Source organism: Bacillus sp. GbtcB14, from assembly GCF_019091205.1.
GTDB classification, from domain to species: domain Bacteria; phylum Bacillota; class Bacilli; order Bacillales; family Bacillaceae_G; genus Bacillus_A; species Bacillus_A cereus_AG.
Map to the genome: position 1 here is coordinate 695,322 of NZ_JAGXJT010000001.1, position 22,799 is coordinate 718,120.

Below are 22,799 nucleotides of genomic sequence, written 5' to 3' on the forward strand. Positions count from 1 at the left end.
AATGGCGATAAAGCAAATGAATAATCCTAAAGTTGATCTTGTTTATCGAAAGAGAAAAAGTGCGGAGGAAATGAAGCATCAAGTTATTACGTTTGCATTAATGATTTTTTTAACATTAGTTGCATTTGTAGCAGTAGCATATCCGAAAACTTTTAGTCCGACTTTCTCAGTACCATTTATTTTACTATTAGCGGTGGTACAAGTAATTTTTCAATTGTATTATTTTATGCATATGAGTCATAAAGGGCATGAAGCGGCAAGTTTCTTTCTTTATTCCGGTCTGTTAATCGGGTTAATTACAATTTTAGCTTTTATGACAATTGTGTGGATTTGAAAAGTGAAAAATAAGGGAGCTTGTGTTGTCACAGCTCCCTCTTCATATTATGTGAAAGGGTAACCTTCAGAAGGTGGGTGTGACAATGAGTAACTTGTGGATATTTGGTTTTCAAGCTCTATGGAGTCCAATTTTTTTATTATTTATGCTTTCGATTCTTATTGGGTACTTTTTAATTATTGGGCCATATAGAATGCGATTTGAACATGCGACGAAGGTAAGTAAGAAGCAAATTTTTTATTTTACGACCGGGATTGTTCTTTTGTACTTTGTAAAGGGAGGGCCTATTGATTTAATTGGTCATATTATATTTAGTGCACATATGTTTGAAATGGCAGTCATGTATATTGCAGTTCCACCGTTATTGTTGCTTGGTATACCAACTTGGTTATATCGTTATATTACTTCTTTTAAGTTCGTTCAAATTATATTAAAGATATTTGCTAAGCCACTTATTGCATTGTTTGTATTTAATGGCCTGTTTTCTTTTTATCATTTACCAGTTGTTTTTGATACAGTAAAACAAAGTCAAATTGCTCATCCTATTTGTCTCGCTATATTGTTCTTTACGGCAATCATGATGTGGTGGCCGATGCTAAATCCATTACCAGAATATCAAACGTTAAGTGATATAAAGAAACTTGGTTATATGTTTGCTAACGGAATATTATTAACGCCAGCTTGTGCGTTAATCATTTTTGCGACTGCACCGTTATTCGCAACGTATACGGATCCGGCTGCTTGGATGAAGGCGATGGAACTTTGTGTACCAGCGGGAACTTTATCAGATTTAAATATAACGGGACCAGAATTTTTACACTGGATGCCAGTCGTACAAGACCAACAAACAGGCGGCATTATTATGAAAATTGTCCAGGAAATAGTGTATGGCACAATTATAGGCTATGTATTCTTTCGATGGGCGCGTCGAGAGCGTGAAAAGGATAAAGAGCAGTTGCAACAATTGCCGCCGTATTTACAAACGAAATAAAAGTGAGTGCATCATATTGATGCACTCACTTTTATTTTATTCAATGATTTGGAATTCTTTTAACTCTTTTTCGATATTTTGTAGGAGTTGCTCGCTTTTTTGAAGTACATTCGTTGGGAACGTTTCACCATCACCATATTCAACGCCGTGAGGATAATAATGTTTTCCTAATAAGGGAGGAAGTAGCTTTATTTCAGCGTGTCTGCTACCAACATCACCTTCAACAGCCAAACCTTGTACGCGCAAATAATAAATATCATTTAATATTTCAAATTTATAATCGTATGTAACTCGTTCATAATCCCACTGTCCAGCAAGTACGAAATGGTTCTTTTCCATAATCTCTGTTAATAGTGTTAAATCAACGACTGCCCCATTAAATTTCGTATTTGTAAATTGCATATAATACCTCCTCTTTTCATGTTACATCATTATTTTTATAATAGTATGAATAATGAGAAAGTGCAATTCATATTGAGAGAAAAGGGATAATCCAGACTTTTTTTGTGAAAATATGATATAGTGAAAAGAGTACGGTACACACAAAAAAGGGAAGAAAAGGATTTGTGTATATCTCAATTTTATGTTTTGTGCAGGAGGTATATCGATTGAAGAAATTATTGCGTATCGTAATGATTACATTTTTAATTTTAGCTGTTGATTTATACGGGAAATTACTCGTTTCACAATATATATTAACCCCATCTCAATCAAAGCAAGAAAATAAAATTGTGAAAAAGAAAAAACAAGTAAATGAAGACTCTTCCGATACTGTTTTAAATATGATTGGTGGGGACTCTGAAAATTTATTAGCAAAATGGGGCGAACCATCTCGAATAGAGCCATCTGCTTACGGATATGAATGGTGGGTATACAATCAAGATTTAACTCAGTATGTGCAATTTGGGGTTGCGGAACGAAAAGTTGTAACGGCGTATGTTGCTGGAGAACAAGTTAAGGTGCCGCCTTATTATATAAATGAAAAGTATGAAGAAGTGTATAAAAAGAATCCACTCTCGCATGAGATTTCGTTGAAAAGAGGGAAAAATAGTTATCAATTTGAGTTATCTGACACGGAAGTGATGGAACAACCATTAATACCTGTAGAAGATGGCTGGGCACAATTATATTTTGATCATTTTACACATGAGCTTGTTGGTGTTCGTTATATGGATGATGAAACCTTATTACGCCAAAGACCGTATCAGCTTGTTTATTCAGGTGAATTACTAGCTGAACAACCATTGACTCCAGATAAAATGAAACAAATAGAGAATGGGAATATGCAACAAATTTTTGACTTAACAAATATTATTCGAAGTCGCCATAAGTTACCGCTGTTAGCTTGGGATCAACAAACAGCAGATGTGGCTATAGGGCATAGTAAAGATATGAAGGATAATAATTACTTTTCACACGATTCACCTACACTAGGTACGTTAGGAGATCGTTTACAGCGCGGGAAAGTAGGGTTTCAACTTGCTGGTGAGAACATAGCGGCGCAACATAGTGATGGAATTGCGGCGGTGCAAGGTTGGTTAAATAGTGAAGGGCATAGAAAGAATGTATTAAATGAACAATTTACAGGATTAGGTGTTGGGGTATACGATAAGTTTTATACACAAAACTTTATTCGAAAATAAAGTGAAATTTTAAGTCGTGTAGGGACACCTCAAGTTTAAGTACTTCGTATTCACTGAAGTGTAGGTCGGAATCTTACCGTATGCAAATAGCAGGATAAAAAGGTGCATGAATCGTCTAAAAATAGGCGAACCATGTGCCTTTTTTTTCTTACTATATAGTAGATATACATGAAGAGGTGAGGATTATGCCAACAACAAAAGGGCCGTTACATCCATCGGTTCAACAGTTTAAAGAGTTTGTAAACCATCACCCTAAAATGGTTCATGAGGTTAGAAGTGGTCACAAAACTTGGCAACAGTTTTATGAAGAATGGTACTTACTTGGTGAAGAAGATCCAATATGGGCAACTTTTAGACCTGATGGAGCGCCAGCTTTTTCTTCGGTAAAAGAAAATAAACAAGAAAAAGAAAAAGATATTCGAACTGAAGAGGAAAAAACTGCTGATGTGATGGGACAAATGCTTTCTTTCTTTAAAAAGCTAGATGTGGAACAGATGCAACACCATTTAGCTAATGTGACGAGTGCTATTGGTAGTGTGCAACAAGTTTTTCAACAATTTCAAGGGAAGCCCGCGCGGCAAGAAGAAAGTACTTCCGAAAATAATCCATTTTTCTTTCAGAAGGATTAGGGGGAAAGCGGATGAGAGCAGAAATTATGGAGTTTATAAAGGCTGATGAGGATTTATCTCGCTATATTAGGGAGCAACCGTACTGGTATAGAAAACTAACGCGAAACCCTGAAGAAAAAGAGGCATTTGAGTTAGCGGCTATGCAACATTTCAAAAAAACGATACCAGATAAAGTTGAGAAATTTCAAAACCAATTGGCAGTTGCTTCCATTATGATCGATATGTTTCAGTATATGAAGCAGCAAAATACAACATAATTGGAAGGGAAAACTATGTCCGTCATGCAGAACTTTTGATACAATAGAAGCGGATTATTTAAAAAGGAGTTGCAGCATGAGCATGACGGAAATTTGTTTAGTACGACATGGACAAACTGATTGGAATTTTCAAGAGATTATTCAGGGACGTGAAGATATTCCCCTTAATGAAGTGGGAAAGAAGCAAGCAAGTCAAAGTGCAGTTGCTTTGCAAGCGGAAGCATGGGATGTAATTATAAGTAGCCCATTAATTAGAGCGCACGAAACAGCTAAGGAAATTGCAGGGGCTACAGGATTGCAATCGATTTTATTAGATGAGCGATTTGTTGAACGTAATTTTGGTGAAGCTTCTGGGAAACCGGTTGCGACTGTTAGGGAGCTAATTGCAGAAGGTAAAGTAGAAGGTATGGAGCAAGATGAAGAGATTGTAACTCGTTGTTTTGCTGCTGTAAAAGATGTTGCAGAAACTCATTCTGGCAAACGTATTATCATTGTAGCTCATTCACATGCGATAAAAGCAATTTTACATGCAATTGCACCGGAAGATATTTCGTTTAAGACACCATTAAAAAATGCATGTATTAGTTATGTGAAAGAAAATGGTGGGAAATGGGATGTTCTGAAATATAATATTGCGGAACATATTAATGTATAAGTACACGCTGGAATTATACGGAAAATAGTTAGAGTGATATCTTTCTGTTTAGTGAGACACTTCAATTAGTAGTTCTATTCTAAATGTGGTATGATGAATACTCGGAGGTGTCTCTCATGATTGTAGCGACGCTGGAAAGCGTATTGATATTAGATAAGGCAGAGCAGCTTGCAAAAGCGATCATCTGTTCAGATATAGCAGAAGATTATCGTAAGTGTTATAAAGAATTGCATGAAGATATGGAAGTTCAGACGTTAATTCAGCAATTTACAGCGATGAAAGAACGATATGAAGAAGTGCAACGTTTCGGTAAATACCATCCTGATTATACTTTCGTTTCGACGAAAATGAGGGAGTTAAAGCGTGCTATAGACTTACATGATAAGATTGCAGCTTTTAAACGAGTAGAAACAGCTTTGCAAAAGTTGTTAGATGAAGTTAGTGTCGCAATCGGTTCTGAGGTGTCTTCTTCCATCAAAGTCCCAACAGGAAATCCATTTTTTGATGCTGGTGGCTGTGGTGGCGGTTGTGGTACCGGCGGAGGTTGTGGCTGTAAAACGGGGTAAAACACCCCGTTTTTTAGAAGGTAGAAGAAAACGTATACAGAGTTTGTCCTGTAATGTCATAAATTTCTGATTGGTTTTCATAAAATATAAAATATATGTTTTTAAAAGGAGAAGATGGAGAAGAATATGTTCGGGCAACGACAAAGTATGATTGTTTATTTACATTCATTGAAACATGCCAAGATTTTAAGGAAATATGGTAACATACATTACATATCAAAACGCTTAAAATACGCAGTAGTATATTGTGATATGGAACAAATTGAGCATATGATGCAAAAGTTGAACAAACTTCCTTTTGTGAAAAAGATAGAACAGTCGTACCGCCCGTATTTAAAAACGGAATTTGAAAATTCACGTCCTGATCGGGCAAAAGAATACGATTATAGCTAATAAAAAAATCCCTTGCTAATTTTAGCGGGGGATTTTTTTATTTGAAATAAAGTGTTATTTCATTGGAGGAATGAAATTATTCATTCGTAAAATACCAATTAAATGATTGAAGAACAGTTCTTTTTCTGGGAAAGTTGTGGATGGTTTTACCGTAAAGCTAGTCACTTTTTTTCCTAGTTGTTCTGCCGCTTCTTCAAATAAAATGACACGTTTACTTTTTTTATTTTCAAGTACAGGAATGCCTTCACGACATATGTATAATGGTTGGAAATCACCAGTAGTAGTTGGTTTTAATATTACAACAAGTGAGCACACTTTTTTTTCATTTTTAATCGTTTCAAACTGTAACATATGTGTTATACGTTCTTGATTTGATTTGGCAATTTCAAGTAATTCATATAAATCAGAGTAGCCTTCTCCGAGTTCTATAAAGCGTTGAATCATATTTTTTCCTCCTCTTTCTTTTACTTACTGTACCATCTCACTTTTTAAATGAAAAGTAGACAAAGAAAAAAAACCCTGCAAAGCAGGGCCCTTCTTATACTAGCTTGTACTAGTAAGAAGGCAAAGGGAGAGGAGAAACCGGAGGAAGAACTTATGGGGAAACGTAAGTCTTCTCCGCGGTTGGCAACAACATCGAAGGTGATGTTGTTATAATTATTTATGTCCAATCTAAATGAAGATATACATCATGAAATTAAATTTTATGTTTGGCTTTTTATTTTTCTTTTTTTTATTTTATGATAGGATAAAAAAGATAAAGTGAAACAAATATACATAATGGGTTCGTGTTAGCGAATGGTGAGATGAATACATAAAAATGCAGAGCGGTTATTTTCAGCCGAATTCTCCTATTGTTCGTTGAGAGATGAATGGAATATTTCATGGAATAGTATAGTTTGGTAGCGGTTACTGAATGGAGAAAGGCTTTCTATAATTGCTCGATAGATTGAAATAAAGGTAGTGACAACAGATGAGAGTAGTTTCAGGAAAATGTAAAGGGCATCCACTTAAAGCGGTGCCAGGTAATACAACACGTCCAACGACAGATAAAGTAAAAGAATCGATTTTTAATATGATAGGCCCTTATTTTGATGGCGGTACAGCCCTTGATTTATTTGGCGGTAGTGGTGGTCTTGGAATCGAGGCTATAAGTAGAGGGATTGATAAAGCAATCTTTGTTGATCGAGATAATAAAGCGATAAAGGTAATCCATCAAAATTTAGAAAGTTGTCGAATACAGGAACAAGCTGAAGTATATCGAAATGATGCAGAACGTGCGGTAAAGGCTCTTATAAAACGTGAAATATCATTCGATCTTATATTAATTGATCCTCCATATAAAGATCAAAAAATTGTATCTTTAATTAGTGTGATGGATCAACACGGATTGTTACATAGAGATGGATTAATTATGTCAGAGCATGGTAATGATGTGGTTTTACCTGATTCTATAGGGAGACTTGTAAAAGTAAGAGCTGAAAATTATGGGATTACAGCAATATCGATTTATAAGTATGAAGGTGAGGGGACGGAATGACTAGTATAGCTATTTCTTCGGGAAGTTTTGATCCAATTACCCTTGGGCATCTGGATATTATTAAAAGGGGAGCAAAAGTATTTGATGAGGTATATGTAGTAGTTTTAAACAACTCGTCAAAAAAACCGTTCTTTTCAGTTGAAGAGCGCTTAGATTTAATTCGAGAAGCAACAAAGCATATCCCGAATGTAAAGGTAGATTCACATAGTGGACTATTAGTGGAGTATGCGAAAATGCGTAATGCAAACGCGATTTTACGTGGGCTACGAGCAGTTTCTGATTTTGAATATGAGATGCAAATTACTTCTATGAATCGAAAATTAGATGAAAATATTGAAACCTTTTTTATTATGACAAACAATCAATATTCATTTTTAAGCTCGAGCATTGTGAAAGAAGTTGCGAGATATGGAGGAAGCGTGGTAGATCTTGTACCTCCTGTTGTAGAACGTGCTTTAAAAGAAAAGTTTCAAACCCCGTTAAAGTGAACGGGGTTTTTCTTTGTTGCTACGAAAAAATAATAAGATAACATATACATATAAACAAAATAATGTAAATATCGGTCCGTAGTGCACAAAAGATGTCCAAATTTCATGCAGTATAGAATGATTCGATAAAAATACGGGGATATCTTTTTGCATAGGTGAAAAAGAGGTTACTTTTTCATAAAATGGTTTCCAAAATATAAAAGTAAAAATAGGGGCAAGAATACTTTGAATAATTCGTGCGAAAAAATAGGGCTTAAATCGGATATCTGTTTCAGCTAATATGCTAGCAACTTGTGCCTGAATAGAAAGGCCGCTAAATGCTAAAATAAAGCTTGTTACCATAGCTTGCTGCAGGAGGGGTGTTTCATTTACTTGACTAATCATTTGGCTTCCGAGTGTCATTTCAAAAATGCCTGATAATATCGGAATGCTAAATTCTGTAGTTAGTTGGAAGAATGATAAAATATGTTGCATAATAAAAGAAAGTGCTGTTGTAATATGGAATACAGTAATCATTTTATTTAAAACAGAGAATAAAATAATAAATCCACCAATCATAAGTAACGTTTGAATAGAAGAAACGATAGCGTCCCCAAGTAATTTTCCTATCGGTCTTTTTTCTTGCATGCGTGTCTCGTGTAGGATTGAAAAAGGATTTTGAAAAGGACGTTTTTTAGTAGTATGTTTATCATTCGTGGAAATGTTGTTATTACCGTAAAAACGCATCAATAACCCGACGAAAAAGTTACTTAAATAATGTGCAGCAGCTAATACGATTCCTAATTTCGGATTATTGAAAAAACCGATAGAAACAGCTCCAAAAATAAAAAGTGGATTAGATGAGTTTGTAAAAGATACGAGGCGCTCTGCTTCAATTTGTGTTAGCTGATTACTTTTACGCAGTCTAGCGCTTAATTTGGCGCCAGCAGGGAATCCTGAAGCCATTCCCATTGCCCAAACAAATCCGCCTATTCCTGGAACGCGAAAAAGTGGTCGCATGAGTGGTTCTAATATAACGCCTATAAATTTTACAACACCAATACTAATTAGAAGTTCCGCAATGATGAAAAACGGTAAAAGTGAAGGGAATACAACTTCCCACCATATATTTAACCCTCGAATGGAAGCTTGCAGAGCAGCTTGGGGGTGGAGTACAAGAGAAAAGGTTAAAAACAGTGTTGATATGGTAAGGAAAGCCGTTTTCCATTTTTCATACATGTAAGTAAATCCCCCTTTGTCCCAAAAAACGTTCATTTCAGTATACGTGGATACGTGGTGAATTTAGACCATAAGTATGAAAAAAGGAATGAAAAAAAATAAAGGGTGAGAAAAATGAAAGAACCGAAAATTGGTTTAGCTCTTGGATCTGGGGGCGCAAAAGGATTTGCTCATATTGGTGTTATAAAAGTTTTAAGGGAAAATGGTATACCGATTCATATGATTGCAGGAAGTAGTATGGGGGCTTTAGTAGGTACATTTTATGCAGCTAGCTCAAACGTTGAAAGGCTGTATAAACTGGCAAATGTTTTTAAGAGGAAATATTATTTAGATTTTACGGTTCCGAAAATGGGATTTATTGCTGGAAAACGTGTCAAAGATATGATTAAAATGTTTACATATAATAAAAATTTAGAAGAGTTAGATATCCCGACGGCTGTTGTGGCTACTGACATCTTGAAGGGGGAAAAAGTAGTTTTTACAAGTGGTCCTGTTGCAGAGGCGGTGAGGGCTAGCATATCTGTACCTGGAGTGTTTGTACCAGAAAAAATAGATGGACGATTATTGGTGGATGGCGGAGTGATTGATCGCATTCCAGTATCGGTTGTGAAAGAGCTAGGTGCCGATATTGTTATCGCTGTTGATGTATCCCCGATTAAAGTGAATGGAGAGGTTACATCTATTTATGATGTAATTATGCAGAGTATTGAAATTATGCAACATGAGCTTGTGATGAATCGACAAATTGCATCGGATTTAATGATGCGACCAGCTGTAGAACAATTTAGCTCACGTGCTTTTACAAACATTGAAGACATTATACGAGTTGGAGAAGTAGAAGCGGAAAAACATGTTGCAAATATTTTTTTATTAATTGAGAAGTGGAAGGAGAAACATAATGTTTAAGCGTTTTCGGTTTATATATGCAATTTTAATAGGGGTTATATTGGCGATGTTACTTGTTTACGTACGTTTACCGTATTATGTAACAAAACCAGGAATGGCGGCCAAATTAGAGCCTTACGTTCAAGTTGAAGGTGGAACGAAAGAGTCTGGTGATTTTATGCTTGTTACGGTTTCAATGGGGCCAGCAAATGTGGTGAATTTAATAGCGGCACAGTTTAATAAATATACACATATTTCGAAAGCGGAAGAAATATTACAAAAAGGTGAAAGTGATGAAGAATATCAATTTCGCCAAAATTATGCGATGAAAGATTCGCAAAATGCAGCAATCTATAATGCTTATAAACGTGCAAATCGTACTGTTTCTTTTGAAAATAAAGGTGTATTGGTTGCTGGTGTAGCGAAAGGGATGCCGTCAGAAGGAAAGCTTAAACTTGGAGATGTCATCGTAGCTGTCGACGGAAAAACATTTGAAAAGACGGAGCAATTTATTGAATATATGACGGGAAAAAAAGAAGGGGACGCAGTAAATGTTGAGTACAAGAGGAATGGAAAACAGTTAAAAGAAAATTTAAATGTAAAGACCATTCCGAATGGAAATGGGCGTGTTGGTATAGGGGTTTCTATCGTTACGGAAAGAGAACTAGTGGTAGATCCGAAAGTGAAAATTGATTCTCATGAAATAGGCGGACCATCGGCAGGCCTAATGTTTACATTAGAAATATATAATCAACTTGTGGAAGATGATTTAACAAGAGGGCATGAAATAGCTGGAACAGGGACGATTAATGAAAAGGGAGAAATTGGTCCGATTGGTGGTATTCAGCAAAAAGTGGTCGCTGCAAGTGATGCTGGTGCTGAAGTGTTCTTTGCGCCAAATGAAAAAGGTGCGGAGAAATCGAATTATAAAGATGCACTTGAGGCTGCGAAAGATATTAAAACAAAAATGAAAGTTGTGCCAGTTGATACGCTGGATGATGCATTATTGTATTTGGAAAAAATGGGCGAGAAAAAATAAACCTCTCTGAAAAAGAGAGGTTTTTTTATAGAAATTTTGCAGTTGATTCATCATAACGAATTGGATGGTGTGTTGCATCTTGTTTTAGTAGTTCTGTTCGGAATGGTTCTTGCATGATGGAGAAATATACAGAATTGGCTTTTCGCTCTATACGTAAAGTAGGATGGTCAAATGTTTTTGTATGGGTAAGGATGGGAAGATCTATTTTTTTCTTGTTTTTTGAAAGGTAAGTTTGTCCTTTTTGTGACATGCCTAGTAGACGAATGTACGGTGCATGCTGCTCTATATTTGCGCTATGTATTTCTTCTTTTGTTGTATTTGTTAAAATGTGTGTACAAGCTCTTTGTAATCTAGTCCATGTATAACGCTTCGTTTTTAATGCTTCCATGAATGAATGGAAGGAGGAACTGGTTTGTATTTTTGATAAAATACGATGCTCTAAACCTTCTTCTATTTCATATATATGTCGTAAGTCTTCTGGGGACATCGTCATGAGTTTGTATTTAAAAAATGAAAAGTATTGTTCCCAATTATGTAATATCCCGTAGTTTTGTTTGTAATTTGCTATAAGAGAAGCAGTCGCTTTTGGGATAAAAGGCTCAATTTCTGTAAAAGAACTATTTTCGCTAAAAAGTTGCTTGCGAATACTAGTTGCGCTTGCAATATGTTGGTCGCGAAATGTTTCATCATGATAATGAGATGCGAATCTTTTTATCGTTTGTGCGTGCATAGAACTATTTTGCGTCAGGATTGCTTTCATGTATTGGAAACCTAAAATATTATTTGGTTGTGACATGTCTATGTTTTTTTCAGAAGGTAAAATGTGTAGGAAAGCTTCAGATGTAGCTTTTGCGTAACTATTACCTGCGTTCATAAATTGCTTTACAAGACGATTAAAAGTCTCGTCTTCATTTTTTTGCACAGAAATGGTGTTATAAAAATTTTCGATTTGTCCATCTTCACTACCGAAACAAATTTCAGACACGTGCAGGGCGTTTAAAATGGAAATAGCGCCATTTGCAAAGGTTTCAGCCTTTTGTGTTGAGAAGGCGTATGGAAGCTCTACAACAAGGTCTACACCGCATGATAAGGCCATTTTGGTACGATACCATTTGGATAGGAGTGCTGGCTCACCACGCTGTAAAAAAGGACCACTCATAACGGCGATTGTAATATCAGCGTGTGTTAACTTTTTTGTTTGTTGCACATGATAATCATGACCGTTATGAAAAGGGTTATATTCAACAACAATACCACTGGCTTTTATGGTAATCTCTCCTTTCGATGTAGCATCTTTTTGAAAAACATGATACTCTATATATTATTTACTATGATGACTTCATTATAGTGTAAAGAAAAAACATTGACAAATATAAAATGGCTAGCTATAATTTTGTTTGTTGCCTTGAGGTGATATGATATGAAATGGTCCATCCATCAATTGAATAAATTGAGAAATAAAGGATTGACATTGGATGAGATGGTAGATGTAAGTGAGCTACAAGAGGTCGAGAAAGATATTCGTGAAATTAATCCTGCTCATGTAACAGGAAGAGTTGATTTTGGATCCGGTAAGTTTACGTTCCATCTACATATAACTGGAAGCATGGTTTTACCATGTTCTCGCTCTTTAGTAGATGTGACATTACCATTTGACATTAAAACAACTGAGGTGTTCCAAACTTCACAAGAAGAATTTGAAACTGAAGCTGAAATTCATTGTTTAGAAGGAGAAGTACTTGACTTACTGCCCGTAATCAAGGAAAATATACTTTTGGAGATTCCAATGCAAATTTTCAGTGATGATGTTTCTGGTGGAGCACCGATGCAAGGTCAAGACTGGCAAGTGATTTCGGAAGAAAACAAAGAAAAGACTGTTGATCCACGATTAGCAGGACTTGCAAAGTTTTTTGACAAATAATCGGAAGACTGGTTTAGGCCTTCATATGAAAATAACTATTTCTTTTAAGGAGGTGGGAAGAATGGCTGTACCTTTTAGAAGAACTTCTAAAACAGTAAAAAGAAAGCGTCGTACGCATTTCAAATTATCAGTACCTGGTATGGTAGAGTGCCCAAGCTGTGGTGAAGCGAAATTAGCTCACCGTGTATGTAAAGCATGCGGTACTTACAAAGGTAAAGAAGTAATCAGCAAGTAATTGCGGGAAAATAAACGTAGAAGATATCTTCTACGTTTATTTTTTTTGTCTTATTCTTTATTTGTTGTATTCTATCTTTTCTAGTAACTGCATATGCTTAATAAAAAATGCATAGGGAGGACTAGAGAGATGGCGACAACAAGACAAGATGCTTGGACTGATGATGAAGATTTGCTTCTGGCAGAAGTAGTACTCCGGCATATTCAAGAAGGTGGAACGCAATTATCTGCCTTTAAAGAAGTGGGAAGACATTTATCTCGTACACCAGCAGCATGTGGCTTTAGATGGAATTCTTACGTTAGAAAACAATACAAAGAACGTATTGAAGAAGCGAAGCAACTACGTAAAGTAGAAACTTATGAAGTAAAAGAGACAAGGGTAGTAGAGCCTACGTCAATTACATTAAATGATGTTATTGATTTTTTGCAAAATTATAAAGATGAAAACTCTTTAATGGTGTTGCAACAGCAAATTGAATCGTTACAAACAGAGAGAGAGAATCTTTTGGAGCGATTATCAGTATATGAGGAAGAGTATAGAACATTGCTTGATTATATCGATCAAAAAAGAAGTGTAATGGTAGCGGAAAGAAATAGCGCTCGTTCGAATGGGAAATTAGAAAAGTTAAAGAAATAAAAAAACAGCTGCTATGTAGCTGTTTTTTTTATTTCTTATGCGGACTCTTCGTTTGTAACCGCATTCAAATTTGTTTCGGGGTTCCAAACATAAAAATCACCATCAGGTACTGATACGGGCTGGAAATTTAATTTATCCCAAAAACCAGCTGAATGGATACGTGCGATCGTTTTAATTGGGAACTGTAGCCCCTTCGCATAATTTACAAGCATTTCTCCGAATCCTTGTTTTTGGAAAGTTGGTAACACTTCAAGTTTATAGAGTTCTAGGTAAGTACCTGTAATTTCGAATGGTTCCCCGCCGTGCCTTTTCATATATAGACTCATACGTGCAATTAGTGATCCACCATAATAAATACCGTAAAATGGAGATTCACTATCGTTTTCAATAATGTTTGCCTGTAATTCTTCTAACATGGATAATTCTTGAGCTCCGCAACCTTTAAATTTTTTAAATTCGTCTAATGTTTTATAATTGATGAGCAAGCGCTCAACTTTTGGGAATCCCATAACATCACATCCTTTTCTTGTCTCGTTGAATGCAGAAAAGTAAAAATATTTATAATAATATTATAACTCATTTTTTTATTTTTATGAAGAAGATAGTATATTTCTTTTATTATTTTTTTGAGGATTTGCTAAACTAAGAGTAGAAGCATATTAATAGGTAGTATATACATATTGAAAGTAGAGGTTGCATTTGTTTGTTAAAGAGCAATGAAATTGTAAACTGTGTTCATGGAATTGAGAAAGATAAAGTGAAACTGTAATCGGTGGGATTTGTTCACCTTTAGTTAATTATAATTTCGCACCAATCAGGCGTTTGCGGGATAAAAAGGGGGAGGGAAAAGGGACTTATGTATCGTATTTATATGAGTTCCTTGTGTGAAAATGAAAATTGGAGTTGTGGGACCAGGAGCTATCGGTCTGTTATATGCATTTTATTTACAAAAAAGTAAGCAAGATGTTACGTTGTTTGCAAGGACAGCTAAACAGGCTGAGGAATTGAATATAACGGGTGTAACTTGTATGAGGGAGGAAAAATGTGAAACCGTATTCCCGCCTGTTTTGCCAATAGCGAGTATGCTAGACCAGAAGCTAGACTATATATTTATTGCTGTTAAGCAATATCATATAACTGACATACTGCCTTTTGTGCGAGGGGAATCCTCATTAATCTTTTTGCAAAACGGAATGTCGCACCTTCATGCTATGCAGCAAATAAAGAATGAAAATATTGCGGTTGGGATTGTAGAGCATGGTGCAAAAAAAGAAGAAAGACATACCGTTTATCATACGGGGATAGGTGTAACGAAGTTTGGAATCGTGCACGGCCAGTTTATACATTTTGAAAAAATATTTAATTGCTTTCCATTTCCTCATTTTCCGATTCAAATAGAAGATGATTGGAAGGATGTCATGCACAAAAAATTAGTAGTTAATGTATGTATCAATCCATTGACAGCATTATTACAAGTCCAGAACGGAGAGTTGATTACGAACCCGTTTTTTTATCGATTGATGGAGCAAGTATTTCAGGAAGTCGTTTTTCTTGTTAAAGAAGAAAAAGAAATGGTATGGAAAATGGTACGTCACGTATGTGAAAGAACGTCTCATAATACATCATCTATGCTGGCAGATGTAAGGGCGAATAGACAAACGGAAATTGGTGCGATTGTTGGATATGTATTAGAGGAAGCTAAGAAACAGCAACGATCCGTTCCGACACTTCAATTTTTGTTCGATGCAATAAAAGGATTAGAAGTAAAAGAATAAGTGTAATTCTTTGCTTTTACGTGCAACATTGACTACAATGTGGATTGGTGATAGAACAGGATACGAAAGGAAGAATTATATGGAGATAAAAGAAATCTCTGTTCCGCAACAAGGTGTTGTAGCGGACTATATGAACGGTAAAAAAGAGATACAGTCGTGTTTTGACTATATGTTAACAGAAGATGCTTTTAAACAGCGTGTACATGATTTGCGTGAGAGGGAGTTTTTCCGCCAAGATTTAGTAGCGCATTTATTAGAATATAATACAAAATTACAAGCGGGAGAAGCTACGATTCAAAATGTAAAAGCGCTTGGAGATGAAAATACATATGTTGTTATAGCTGGACAACAAGCTGGTTTATTAACTGGACCACTTTATACAATTCATAAAATCATTTCAGTTTTACAGCTTGCGAGGGAAAAGGAAGAAAGTTTAGGTGTTAAAGTTGTTCCTGTTTTCTGGATTGCTGGTGAAGACCATGATATGGATGAAATTAATCATACTTTTGTAACGAAGAATAAAAAAATAAAAAAGACTATTTTTCATGATCGTAATCCGAAAAAGGCGAGTGCTTCAGAGTCCGATCTTTCTTTGGAAGACTGTAGAAAGTGGATTGAAGAAATTTTTAAAACATACCCTGAAACGAATTTTACAAAGGATGTACTGCAATTTATTGATGATTCTTTGGGGAAATCGAAAACGTATGTAGATTTCTTTGGCCATCTTATTATGAAAATGTTCGTGAATTCTGGTTTAATTCTTGTCGATTCGCATCATCCTGAATTAAGAAAATTAGAAGTGCCGTTTTTCAAGCGAATTATAGGTAAGTATAAAGAAGTGCAAGAGGGGCTTCATAACCAACAGGAAATAATTAAAGAATTAGGATATAAACCGATTATTGAAACGAAGTATAATGCAGTGCATATATTCATGGAAATTGATAACGAGCGAGTGTTACTTGAAGACAATCAAGGGAAGTTTGTTGGGAAGGATGGAGCGTATTCCTTTTCGTATGAGGAATTGATGGAAGAGCTAGAGAGAAGCCCGGAACGCTTTAGTAATAATGTTGTAACGCGCCCTCTTATGCAAGAGTATGTATTTCCTACACTGGCGTTTATTGGAGGGCCAGGGGAATTAGCTTACTGGAGTGAATTACAACAAGTCTTCCATACTATCGGTTTCCGAATGCCACCTGTCGTTCCACGTATTACAATCACTTATATAGAGAGGGATGTAGCGACAGATTTACACGATTTACAATTGCGAGACAGTGATCCGTTTTTAAATAACGTAGATAAGTTGCGTGAAAACTGGTTATCTAATCAAATAGAGGAACCGATAGATGATCGATTTGTAGAGGCGAAAAAAGAAATAATGGATATCCATACGTCATTACAACAGTTTGTGAAGAAAATAGATCCTGGATTAAGTGCGTTTGCAGGGAAAAATGAATTCAAAATTAATGAACAAATTGAACTGTTGGAAAGAATGTTGAAAAGAAATGTTGAGAAAAAACATGAAGTACAGCTAAATAAATTCCGTCGCATACAATTTGCACTTCGTCCATTAGGGGCGCCGCAAGAGCGTGTGTGGAATATATGTTACTACTTAAATCAGTTCGGTTTGGATTTCGTTGAGCGTGTAATGGAAAAATCGTTTTCTTGGGATGGAAAACATCATGTTATAAAACTATAGAATCTTGCTCTTAGGAGCAGGATTTTATTTTTGTTCCGTTGAATTTACTGTGAAGTGAAATTTTTCTGAATTATTAATCTGGCAAACGGTGAATATCGTAATTATGCAGGATACTTAAATATATGACAAAATAGCACAAAATGTAAACGTATTATTATCTTTTTCGACAGTTTTTTATTTAAATTCCCGCAAAAGATGATAAAATTTAGTATATAATAAAAGAAAATAGCGATTTGTATAGTATGCTGCCTTTGTAGGCAAGTTAAATGAGTCGTTCTTTCATAGTATTTCGTTCTCTAATCGTGAAATATACGTTTGGAGGAGGAGATGCATTCAACATAATTAATTGGAAAAAGAGTAGGTGCAACAATGTTTAAACACGTAACAGTGCTTTTAAAGGAAACAGTAGACGGCTTAGATATAAAGCCAGGTGGTACATATGTAGATTGTACACTGGGGGGAGGAGGACATAGTTCTTATTTATTATCCCAATTAACTGAAGGCGGAAAGTTAATCGCGTTTGATCAAGATGAGATAGCGATTCAAAATGCGAAAGAAAAATTCTCTTCATACGGTGAACAGTTCATAACAGTAAAAAGTAATTTCCGTCATTTATCTGAAAAACTACAGGAATTAGGTATAACAGAAGTAGACGGTATTTTATTTGATCTAGGTGTCTCATCCCCACAATTAGATACACCAGAGCGTGGCTTTAGTTATCATCATGATGCACCGTTAGATATGCGAATGGATCAAGATGCCCCATTAACAGCATATGATGTTGTAAATAGCTGGTCATATGAACAACTTGTAAGAATTTTCTTCCAGTATGGTGAAGAGAAATTTTCAAAACAAATAGTAAGGAAAATTGAAGCGTATCGTGAGAATAAAGCTATTGAAACGACAGGAGAATTAGTAGAACTAATTAAAGAGGGTATTCCAGCTCCTGCTCGTAGAACGGGTGGACATCCTGCGAAGCGAGTGTTCCAAGCAATCCGTATAGCTGTAAATGATGAATTGAAAGTATTTGAAGAAGCGTTGGAATCTGCGATTGAGATGGTCAAGCCAGGTGGAAGGGTTAGTGTTATAACATTCCATTCTTTAGAAGACCGTATTTGTAAAACGACGTTTAAGCGAAATAGTACAACGCCACAATTGCCACCAGGATTACCAATTATTCCTGATGAATTTAAGCCGAAATTAAAGCTTATTACAAGAAAACCGATTTTACCTTCTGATATAGAGTTAGAAGAAAATAATCGAGCGCGTTCTGCGAAATTGAGAATCGCTGAAAAACGATAAAAAGGGGAGAGAGGTATGAGTAACTTAGCTGTAAAGTACAAACAACAAGCGCAAGAAGAGGTACAGATTCAAACGCCCCCACAGCAGATGGTTCAGCCAAAAGCTAAAGCGAAGATTACAAGAATCGAAAAACTGTTGTATGTAGCATTTATTGGCTTTTTATTGTATGCCTGTGTAGCGTTTATTGGAAATAAAGCAGGCCTTTATCAAGTTAATGTAGAAGCAGCGACGATAGAACAAAAAATTGTACAGCAGCAAAAAGAAAATCAAGAGTTACAGGCTGAAGTAGAGAAATTAAGTCGCTATGAACGAATCGCTGAAGTTGCAAAAAAACACGGGCTAGAAATTAATGCGAATAATGTGAAGGGCCTCAAATAAGGCAATAGGTGTGAAGGGAAAATGAAGAGAAATATGACTAAATTTCATACCAATAAGGGAGCAGGGTATTTTATGATTTTATTCCTCCTGCTCTTTTTGCTATTATTAGCCCGATTTTTTTACATACAAGCAACAGGAACTGTTCATGATCATGATTTGGATGCACTCGCTAAGCAAAAACATAGTAAAACAGGAGTTCTGGAAGCGAATCGCGGGACGATTTATGACCAAAATGGTCATGTGTTAGCGCAAGATGCAAACTCTTATAAACTTGTAGCAGAATTAAAAGGTGCGAATCATGTTGAAAATAAAGAGGATACTGCAAAGAAAATTGCGGGAGTACTCGGAAAAGATGAAGAGAAAATTTTAGCCACGTTAAATAAAAAAGATAAAAATCAAGTCGAATTTGGAACACTAGGTAAAGATTTGACGAAAGAACAGAAGGAACAAATAGAAGCATTGAAATTGCCAGGCATATCTTTTATTACTGAAAATGCAAGAGTGTATCCGAACGGTGATTTTGCATCTTACGTTATAGGTCATGCTAAACCGAATGAAGAGGGAACTTCGGTAGGACAATTTGGTTTAGAAAAAAGTTTAGATAAGTATTTAAGTGCTTCTAACGGAAAAGTAGCTTATACAGGCGATCGTAAAGGTGTGTCTCTTGACGGCGGGAAAGTGAACGTAGAGGCACCTAAAAATGGAGATAACACGTATTTAACGATAGATCAACGTATTCAAAGTTATTTAGAAGATGCGATGAAATCTGCAAGTAAACATTACGACCCAGAAAGTTTAATAGGGATTGTTGCGGATCCAAAAACAGGGAAAATATTAGCGATGTCTAGTAAGCCTAGTTATGATCCAAATGATCGTCAAATTAAATATTTCTTCAATGATGCAATTGCAAATGCATTTGAACCTGGATCAACAATGAAAATTTTCACGCTAGCAGCAGCTATTAATGAAGGCGTGTATAAAGGACAAGATTATTATCAGTCTGGTACATACCAAGTCGGAAACCGAAAAATAAAAGATCATAACGGAGGCGCTGGATGGGGATCTATCACGTTTGATGAAGGGGTAGAGCGTTCTTCCAACGTAGCGTTTGCAATTTTAGGGGATCAAAAACTTGGCCCAGAACGTTTCCGAAAATATATTCATAGTTTTGGATTAGATGAAAAAACGAACATTGATTTACCTGGTGAAGGTTCAAATACAATTCTATTCGATCAGCAAATACAGCAAGTAACAACAGCTTTTGGACAAGGTTCTACTGTAACGCCAATACAGCTTGTACAAGCAGCAACTGCTATTGCAAATGATGGGAAAATGATGAAGCCGTATACAATTGATAAAATTGTAGATCCAATAACAGGTGAAGTAAAATTAGAACATAAGCCAGAAGAAGTGGGAAAACCTGTTACGAAAGAAACAGCAGCGCAAGTAAGACAGTTATTAGAACGTGTTGTTACATCGCCGAAAGGAACAGGAACTGCTTATAAAGTCGATGGATATTCAGTGGGTGGTAAAACAGGGACGGCGCAAATTCCGGATGGAAAAGGTGGCTATATGACGGGAAGAGAGAATTATATATTCTCATTCTTAGGGATGGCACCTATGGACGATCCGCAACTTGTTGTGTATGTAGCTGTAAAACAACCGAAATTGAAAGATGATGAGAATGGCGCACAGCCTTTAGCTGATATTTTTAAATATGTAACCAAAAATAGTTTAGAGTATTTAAAGATTAAGCCAAATGAAATAAAAGACCCGAAAAAATATGTGAAAGAACAACAAACTGTCGTTCCAGATGTAACCGGGAAAACGATGGAAGAAGCGAAAAAAGCAATTGATAAAGCAAAACTTCGTCCAATCGTATTAGGTGAAGGAAAAGTGCAGCAGCAAGTGCCAAAAGCAACGGAGCAAACATTAAAAGGCGATCGAGTCTTCTTAGTAGGAGATAAGCCTACAATGCCAAATATACAAGGCTGGGCACTGCGTGATGTTATGAATTTAGCAAAAACATTAAAGCTTAACTTAAAACCTACTGGTACCGGATATGTAACCGAACAAAGTGTGGCGGAAGGAACATTGTTGCAACCTGGTACAGAGTTAGGTGTAACGCTTGTACCGCCACTTGAACCACAACAAGAAGCAGAAAAACAGTAATGGTAAAAGAGAAGAAGTTCTAATTAAATAAGTACAAGCATATATTGGAACAAGCTAGGCGTAAGGGAGGCTTGTTCCAATATGCGTGTATCAAATGTAACGGTTAGAAAACGACTTATTTTTATACTCATATCAGGTATACTTATTTTCACTATCATCGATATTCGTCTTGGATATGTACAATTTTTTCTTGGGAATATGTTAACGGATCGTGCAAAGGATTCGTGGAGTCGTAATATTACTTTTGAACCTGAACGTGGGAAGATTTTAGACCGAAATGGTGTGGAACTTGCTACGAATAAAAGTGCCCCAACGGTCTTTGTTGTACCGAGGCAAATTGAAAAACCAGCAGAGACTGCAGAGAAGTTAGCTGCAGTATTAGGTGTGGAAAAAGATGAGATTTATAAGAGGATTACAAAAAAAGAATCGATTGTAAGGTTAGATAAAGGCGGAAGAAAAATATCACATGATAAAGCGAAAGAGGTACGAGGATTAAGTTTGAAAGGTGTTTATATCGCAGAGGACTCTATCCGGTACTATCCATTCGGTAACTTTTTATCACACGTATTAGGGTTTGCAGGTAGTGATAACCAAGGTTTGATGGGGCTTGAAAAATATTATGATAAAGAGCTAAATGGTGATGAAGGTCATGTGCGTTTTTTTGCAGATGCAAAAGGACAAAGGATGCCTAATGTTGGCGATGATTTCAAAAAACCAGAAGCTGGTTTGAATTTAGGCTTAACAATTGATGCGCGTATTAATAGAATTATGGAAAGAGAAATGAATATTGCAGAGTCGACATATAATCCAGATGGTATGATTGCGATTGCAATGAATCCGAAAAATGGTGAAATTTTAGGTATGTCGAGTCGGCCGAGTTTTGATCCAGCAGATTTTCAAAGTGTTTCTCCAGAAGTGTATAATAGAAATTTACCAGTATGGAGTACGTATGAGCCTGGTTCAACATTTAAGATCATTACGTTAGCGGCAGCTTTGAATGAAAATTTAGTAGACTTAGAGAAAGATACGTTTTATGATGATGGAGCAGCTGAAGTGGGTGGAGCTAGATTGAAATGCTGGAAAGCAGGAGGCCATGGTAGCCAAACGTTTTTAGAAGTAGTTCAAAACTCATGTAACCCAGGATTTATTGAACTTGGTGATCGTCTTGGTAAAGACCGATTGTTTAAATACATTCGTAATTTCGGCTTTGGACAGAAAACAGGAATTGATTTGCAAGGTGAAGGTAGTGGGATTTTATTTAATTTAGATAAGGTTGGTCCAGTCGAGCAAGCAACTACTTCATTTGGTCAAGGAGTTTCTGTAACACCAATTCAACAAGTAGCAGCAGTAGCAGCGGCTGTAAATGGTGGGACATTGTATCAACCATATATAGCTAAGGAATTTATTGATCCGAAAAATAATCAAGTTGTAAGTAAAAAGACACCTGTGGAAAAAAGAAAAGTTATTTCCAAGGAAACTTCAGAAAAAGTTCGGTATGCATTAGAGAATGTTGTAGCAAAGGGATCTGGTAAAGGTGCTTTCATTGATGGGTATCGTGTAGGTGGAAAAACAGGTACGGCTCAAAAGGTGAAAGATGGTAAATATTTAGAGAATAATTATATAGTATCTTTTATCGGTTTTGCTCCAGCGGATGATCCGGAAATTGTTGTCTATGTTGCTGTTGATAATCCGAAAGGTGTAACGCAATTTGGTGGAGTAGTAGCAGCTCCAATTGTTGGGAATATTCTTCGGGATGCACTTCCTGTTATGGGAGTGAAACCGAGAAAAGAACAAGTTGAGAGAGAATATAAATGGGGCGATACACCAACTGTGGAAGTTCCGAATTTAATTGGTATGAAAAAGAAAGACTTACAGACACAACTCGTCGATTTGAAGCTTGATATAAGTGGAGACGGAGAGAAAGTAATTAAACAATCCCCAGAAGCAGGAGCTAAAGTAAAAGAGGGCTCAAAAATTAGAATTTACTTCGGGAATTAAAGGTAACCTAGTACGTTTTATGGTACAATTGGTGGAAGTGAGTTCTTT

At 36.1% G+C, this 22,799-nt stretch carries 26 protein-coding genes; 21 read left to right on the plus strand and 5 right to left on the minus strand.

The annotated features are described in order from the left end of the window. Position 1 precedes the first annotated feature (1 nt). Both ctaF and ctaG read left to right on the plus strand, forming a co-directional pair. Positions 2-334: a cytochrome c oxidase subunit IVB gene (ctaF, locus tag KVT31_RS03790; RefSeq protein ID WP_087981715.1), complete on the plus strand. Its 333-nt coding sequence runs from the start codon at positions 2-4 to the stop codon at positions 332-334. Between the two features lie 85 nt (positions 335-419). After that, positions 420-1,325, plus strand: a complete 906-nt coding sequence (gene ctaG, locus KVT31_RS03795; RefSeq protein ID WP_088097554.1) for a cytochrome c oxidase assembly factor CtaG — start codon at positions 420-422, stop codon at positions 1,323-1,325. Between the two features lie 36 nt (positions 1,326-1,361). Here ctaG and KVT31_RS03800 read toward each other — a convergent pair whose 3' ends face one another. Further along, complete coding sequence (locus KVT31_RS03800; RefSeq protein WP_001160938.1) at positions 1,362-1,727, minus strand: YugN family protein; 366 nt, start codon at positions 1,725-1,727, stop codon at positions 1,362-1,364. A gap of 206 nt (positions 1,728-1,933) precedes the next feature. Here KVT31_RS03800 and KVT31_RS03805 point away from each other — a divergent pair, with 206 nt between their 5' ends. The 6 genes from KVT31_RS03805 to KVT31_RS03830 all read left to right on the plus strand — a co-directional run bounded on the left by KVT31_RS03805 (position 1,934) and on the right by KVT31_RS03830 (position 5,468). Beyond that, the gene (locus KVT31_RS03805) at positions 1,934-2,968 is read left to right on the plus strand and encodes a CAP domain-containing protein (RefSeq protein ID WP_000735386.1); all 1,035 of its coding nucleotides are present in this window, start codon (positions 1,934-1,936) and stop codon (positions 2,966-2,968) included. A gap of 185 nt (positions 2,969-3,153) precedes the next feature. Further along, positions 3,154-3,597, plus strand: a complete 444-nt coding sequence (locus KVT31_RS03810) for a YlbD family protein (protein WP_088097553.1) — start codon at positions 3,154-3,156, stop codon at positions 3,595-3,597. An 11-nt stretch (positions 3,598-3,608) separates the two neighbouring features. Next, complete coding sequence (locus KVT31_RS03815; RefSeq protein ID WP_001200991.1) at positions 3,609-3,854, plus strand: YlbE-like family protein; 246 nt, start codon at positions 3,609-3,611, stop codon at positions 3,852-3,854. Between the two features lie 82 nt (positions 3,855-3,936). Next, positions 3,937-4,509, plus strand: a complete 573-nt coding sequence (locus KVT31_RS03820) for a histidine phosphatase family protein (protein WP_140392577.1) — start codon at positions 3,937-3,939, stop codon at positions 4,507-4,509. A gap of 116 nt (positions 4,510-4,625) precedes the next feature. Next, complete coding sequence (locus KVT31_RS03825) at positions 4,626-5,075, plus strand: YlbF/YmcA family competence regulator (RefSeq protein WP_088097551.1); 450 nt, start codon at positions 4,626-4,628, stop codon at positions 5,073-5,075. Between the two features lie 126 nt (positions 5,076-5,201). Then, entirely contained in the window at positions 5,202-5,468 is a 267-nt protein-coding gene (locus KVT31_RS03830) for a YlbG family protein (protein WP_002080814.1), read from the plus strand. Between the two features lie 54 nt (positions 5,469-5,522). Here KVT31_RS03830 and KVT31_RS03835 read toward each other — a convergent pair whose 3' ends face one another. Beyond that, positions 5,523-5,912: a DUF7147 family protein gene (locus KVT31_RS03835; RefSeq protein WP_088097550.1), complete on the minus strand. Its 390-nt coding sequence runs from the start codon at positions 5,910-5,912 to the stop codon at positions 5,523-5,525. Between the two features lie 529 nt (positions 5,913-6,441). On the opposite strand from KVT31_RS03835, the gene rsmD reads away from it, so the two are divergent. Both rsmD and coaD read left to right on the plus strand, forming a co-directional pair. Continuing rightward, a complete protein-coding gene (rsmD, locus tag KVT31_RS03840; protein ID WP_073516240.1) occupies positions 6,442-7,008 on the plus strand; it encodes a 16S rRNA (guanine(966)-N(2))-methyltransferase RsmD in 567 nt (188 codons plus the stop codon). After that, the gene (gene coaD / locus KVT31_RS03845) at positions 7,005-7,496 is read left to right on the plus strand and encodes a pantetheine-phosphate adenylyltransferase (RefSeq protein ID WP_088097549.1); all 492 of its coding nucleotides are present in this window, start codon (positions 7,005-7,007) and stop codon (positions 7,494-7,496) included. Before rsmD ends, coaD begins: the two co-directional genes overlap by 4 nt. On the opposite strand, the gene ylbJ is transcribed toward coaD, so the two are convergent. Next, complete coding sequence (gene ylbJ / locus KVT31_RS03850) at positions 7,488-8,714, minus strand: sporulation integral membrane protein YlbJ (protein ID WP_088097548.1); 1,227 nt, start codon at positions 8,712-8,714, stop codon at positions 7,488-7,490. The two genes, coaD and ylbJ, sit on opposite strands and share 9 nt — an antisense overlap. Before the next feature lie 114 nt (positions 8,715-8,828). On the opposite strand from ylbJ, the gene KVT31_RS03855 reads away from it, so the two are divergent. Both KVT31_RS03855 and KVT31_RS03860 read left to right on the plus strand, forming a co-directional pair. Further along, positions 8,829-9,620, plus strand: coding sequence for a patatin-like phospholipase family protein (locus tag KVT31_RS03855; protein WP_088097547.1), 792 nt, complete (start codon positions 8,829-8,831; stop codon positions 9,618-9,620). After that, complete coding sequence (locus KVT31_RS03860; protein ID WP_088097546.1) at positions 9,613-10,638, plus strand: SepM family pheromone-processing serine protease; 1,026 nt, start codon at positions 9,613-9,615, stop codon at positions 10,636-10,638. The genes KVT31_RS03855 and KVT31_RS03860 overlap by 8 nt, the downstream gene beginning before the upstream one ends. Before the next feature lie 25 nt (positions 10,639-10,663). Here the strand turns inward: KVT31_RS03860 and KVT31_RS03865 are convergent, their stop codons facing one another. Next, entirely contained in the window at positions 10,664-11,905 is a 1,242-nt protein-coding gene (locus KVT31_RS03865; RefSeq protein WP_170930159.1) for a nucleotidyltransferase, read from the minus strand. A gap of 153 nt (positions 11,906-12,058) precedes the next feature. Between KVT31_RS03865 and KVT31_RS03870 the strand changes: the two genes are divergently transcribed. The 3 genes from KVT31_RS03870 to KVT31_RS03880 all read left to right on the plus strand — a co-directional run bounded on the left by KVT31_RS03870 (position 12,059) and on the right by KVT31_RS03880 (position 13,430). Then, entirely contained in the window at positions 12,059-12,559 is a 501-nt protein-coding gene (locus KVT31_RS03870; RefSeq protein ID WP_000872150.1) for a YceD family protein, read from the plus strand. Positions 12,560-12,620: 61 nt separating this feature from the next. Beyond that, positions 12,621-12,794 carry a 50S ribosomal protein L32 gene (rpmF, locus tag KVT31_RS03875; protein WP_001984764.1) on the plus strand — a complete coding sequence of 58 codons (174 nt, stop codon included), beginning with the start codon at positions 12,621-12,623 and terminating at the stop codon, positions 12,792-12,794. Positions 12,795-12,923: 129 nt separating this feature from the next. Continuing rightward, positions 12,924-13,430, plus strand: a complete 507-nt coding sequence (locus tag KVT31_RS03880) for an RsfA family transcriptional regulator (RefSeq protein ID WP_088097544.1) — start codon at positions 12,924-12,926, stop codon at positions 13,428-13,430. Between the two features lie 35 nt (positions 13,431-13,465). On the opposite strand, the gene KVT31_RS03885 is transcribed toward KVT31_RS03880, so the two are convergent. After that, entirely contained in the window at positions 13,466-13,939 is a 474-nt protein-coding gene (locus KVT31_RS03885; protein WP_060488409.1) for an N-acetyltransferase, read from the minus strand. 375 nt (positions 13,940-14,314) lie between these two features. Between KVT31_RS03885 and panE the strand changes: the two genes are divergently transcribed. From panE to KVT31_RS03915, 6 genes are all read left to right on the plus strand, one after another. Next, a complete protein-coding gene (gene panE, locus KVT31_RS03890; protein WP_088097543.1) occupies positions 14,315-15,205 on the plus strand; it encodes a 2-dehydropantoate 2-reductase in 891 nt (296 codons plus the stop codon). Positions 15,206-15,284: 79 nt separating this feature from the next. Beyond that, on the plus strand, positions 15,285-16,901 hold the full coding sequence (bshC, locus tag KVT31_RS03895) for a bacillithiol biosynthesis cysteine-adding enzyme BshC (RefSeq protein ID WP_088097542.1): 1,617 nt from the start codon (positions 15,285-15,287) through the stop codon (positions 16,899-16,901). Positions 16,902-17,270: 369 nt separating this feature from the next. Then, positions 17,271-18,203, plus strand: a complete 933-nt coding sequence (rsmH, locus tag KVT31_RS03900; RefSeq protein ID WP_088097541.1) for a 16S rRNA (cytosine(1402)-N(4))-methyltransferase RsmH — start codon at positions 17,271-17,273, stop codon at positions 18,201-18,203. Positions 18,204-18,218: 15 nt separating this feature from the next. Continuing rightward, positions 18,219-18,581 carry a cell division protein FtsL gene (gene ftsL, locus KVT31_RS03905; protein ID WP_000067081.1) on the plus strand — a complete coding sequence of 121 codons (363 nt, stop codon included), beginning with the start codon at positions 18,219-18,221 and terminating at the stop codon, positions 18,579-18,581. A 21-nt stretch (positions 18,582-18,602) separates the two neighbouring features. Further along, complete coding sequence (locus KVT31_RS03910; protein ID WP_088097540.1) at positions 18,603-20,753, plus strand: penicillin-binding protein; 2,151 nt, start codon at positions 18,603-18,605, stop codon at positions 20,751-20,753. Between the two features lie 81 nt (positions 20,754-20,834). Next, on the plus strand, positions 20,835-22,751 hold the full coding sequence (locus KVT31_RS03915; protein ID WP_001266227.1) for a stage V sporulation protein D: 1,917 nt from the start codon (positions 20,835-20,837) through the stop codon (positions 22,749-22,751). The last annotated feature ends 48 nt before the right edge of the window (positions 22,752-22,799 follow it).

Coding starts and splice junctions, on each gene's coding strand:
- ctaF (WP_087981715.1), top strand. CDS start 2: ATGGCGATAAAGCAAATGAATAATCCTAAAGTTGATCTTGTTTATCGA.
- ctaG (WP_088097554.1), top strand. CDS start 420: ATGAGTAACTTGTGGATATTTGGTTTTCAAGCTCTATGGAGTCCAATT.
- KVT31_RS03800 (WP_001160938.1), bottom strand. CDS start 1,727: ATGCAATTTACAAATACGAAATTTAATGGGGCAGTCGTTGATTTAACA.
- KVT31_RS03810 (WP_088097553.1), top strand. CDS start 3,154: ATGCCAACAACAAAAGGGCCGTTACATCCATCGGTTCAACAGTTTAAA.
- KVT31_RS03815 (WP_001200991.1), top strand. CDS start 3,609: ATGAGAGCAGAAATTATGGAGTTTATAAAGGCTGATGAGGATTTATCT.
- KVT31_RS03820 (WP_140392577.1), top strand. CDS start 3,937: ATGACGGAAATTTGTTTAGTACGACATGGACAAACTGATTGGAATTTT.
- KVT31_RS03825 (WP_088097551.1), top strand. CDS start 4,626: ATGATTGTAGCGACGCTGGAAAGCGTATTGATATTAGATAAGGCAGAG.
- KVT31_RS03830 (WP_002080814.1), top strand. CDS start 5,202: ATGTTCGGGCAACGACAAAGTATGATTGTTTATTTACATTCATTGAAA.
- KVT31_RS03835 (WP_088097550.1), bottom strand. CDS start 5,912: ATGATTCAACGCTTTATAGAACTCGGAGAAGGCTACTCTGATTTATAT.
- rsmD (WP_073516240.1), top strand. CDS start 6,442: ATGAGAGTAGTTTCAGGAAAATGTAAAGGGCATCCACTTAAAGCGGTG.
- coaD (WP_088097549.1), top strand. CDS start 7,005: ATGACTAGTATAGCTATTTCTTCGGGAAGTTTTGATCCAATTACCCTT.
- ylbJ (WP_088097548.1), bottom strand. CDS start 8,714: ATGTATGAAAAATGGAAAACGGCTTTCCTTACCATATCAACACTGTTT.
- KVT31_RS03855 (WP_088097547.1), top strand. CDS start 8,829: ATGAAAGAACCGAAAATTGGTTTAGCTCTTGGATCTGGGGGCGCAAAA.
- KVT31_RS03860 (WP_088097546.1), top strand. CDS start 9,613: ATGTTTAAGCGTTTTCGGTTTATATATGCAATTTTAATAGGGGTTATA.
- KVT31_RS03870 (WP_000872150.1), top strand. CDS start 12,059: ATGAAATGGTCCATCCATCAATTGAATAAATTGAGAAATAAAGGATTG.
- rpmF (WP_001984764.1), top strand. CDS start 12,621: ATGGCTGTACCTTTTAGAAGAACTTCTAAAACAGTAAAAAGAAAGCGT.
- KVT31_RS03880 (WP_088097544.1), top strand. CDS start 12,924: ATGGCGACAACAAGACAAGATGCTTGGACTGATGATGAAGATTTGCTT.
- KVT31_RS03885 (WP_060488409.1), bottom strand. CDS start 13,939: ATGGGATTCCCAAAAGTTGAGCGCTTGCTCATCAATTATAAAACATTA.
- bshC (WP_088097542.1), top strand. CDS start 15,285: ATGGAGATAAAAGAAATCTCTGTTCCGCAACAAGGTGTTGTAGCGGAC.
- rsmH (WP_088097541.1), top strand. CDS start 17,271: ATGTTTAAACACGTAACAGTGCTTTTAAAGGAAACAGTAGACGGCTTA.
- ftsL (WP_000067081.1), top strand. CDS start 18,219: ATGAGTAACTTAGCTGTAAAGTACAAACAACAAGCGCAAGAAGAGGTA.
- KVT31_RS03910 (WP_088097540.1), top strand. CDS start 18,603: ATGAAGAGAAATATGACTAAATTTCATACCAATAAGGGAGCAGGGTAT.
- KVT31_RS03915 (WP_001266227.1), top strand. CDS start 20,835: ATGCGTGTATCAAATGTAACGGTTAGAAAACGACTTATTTTTATACTC.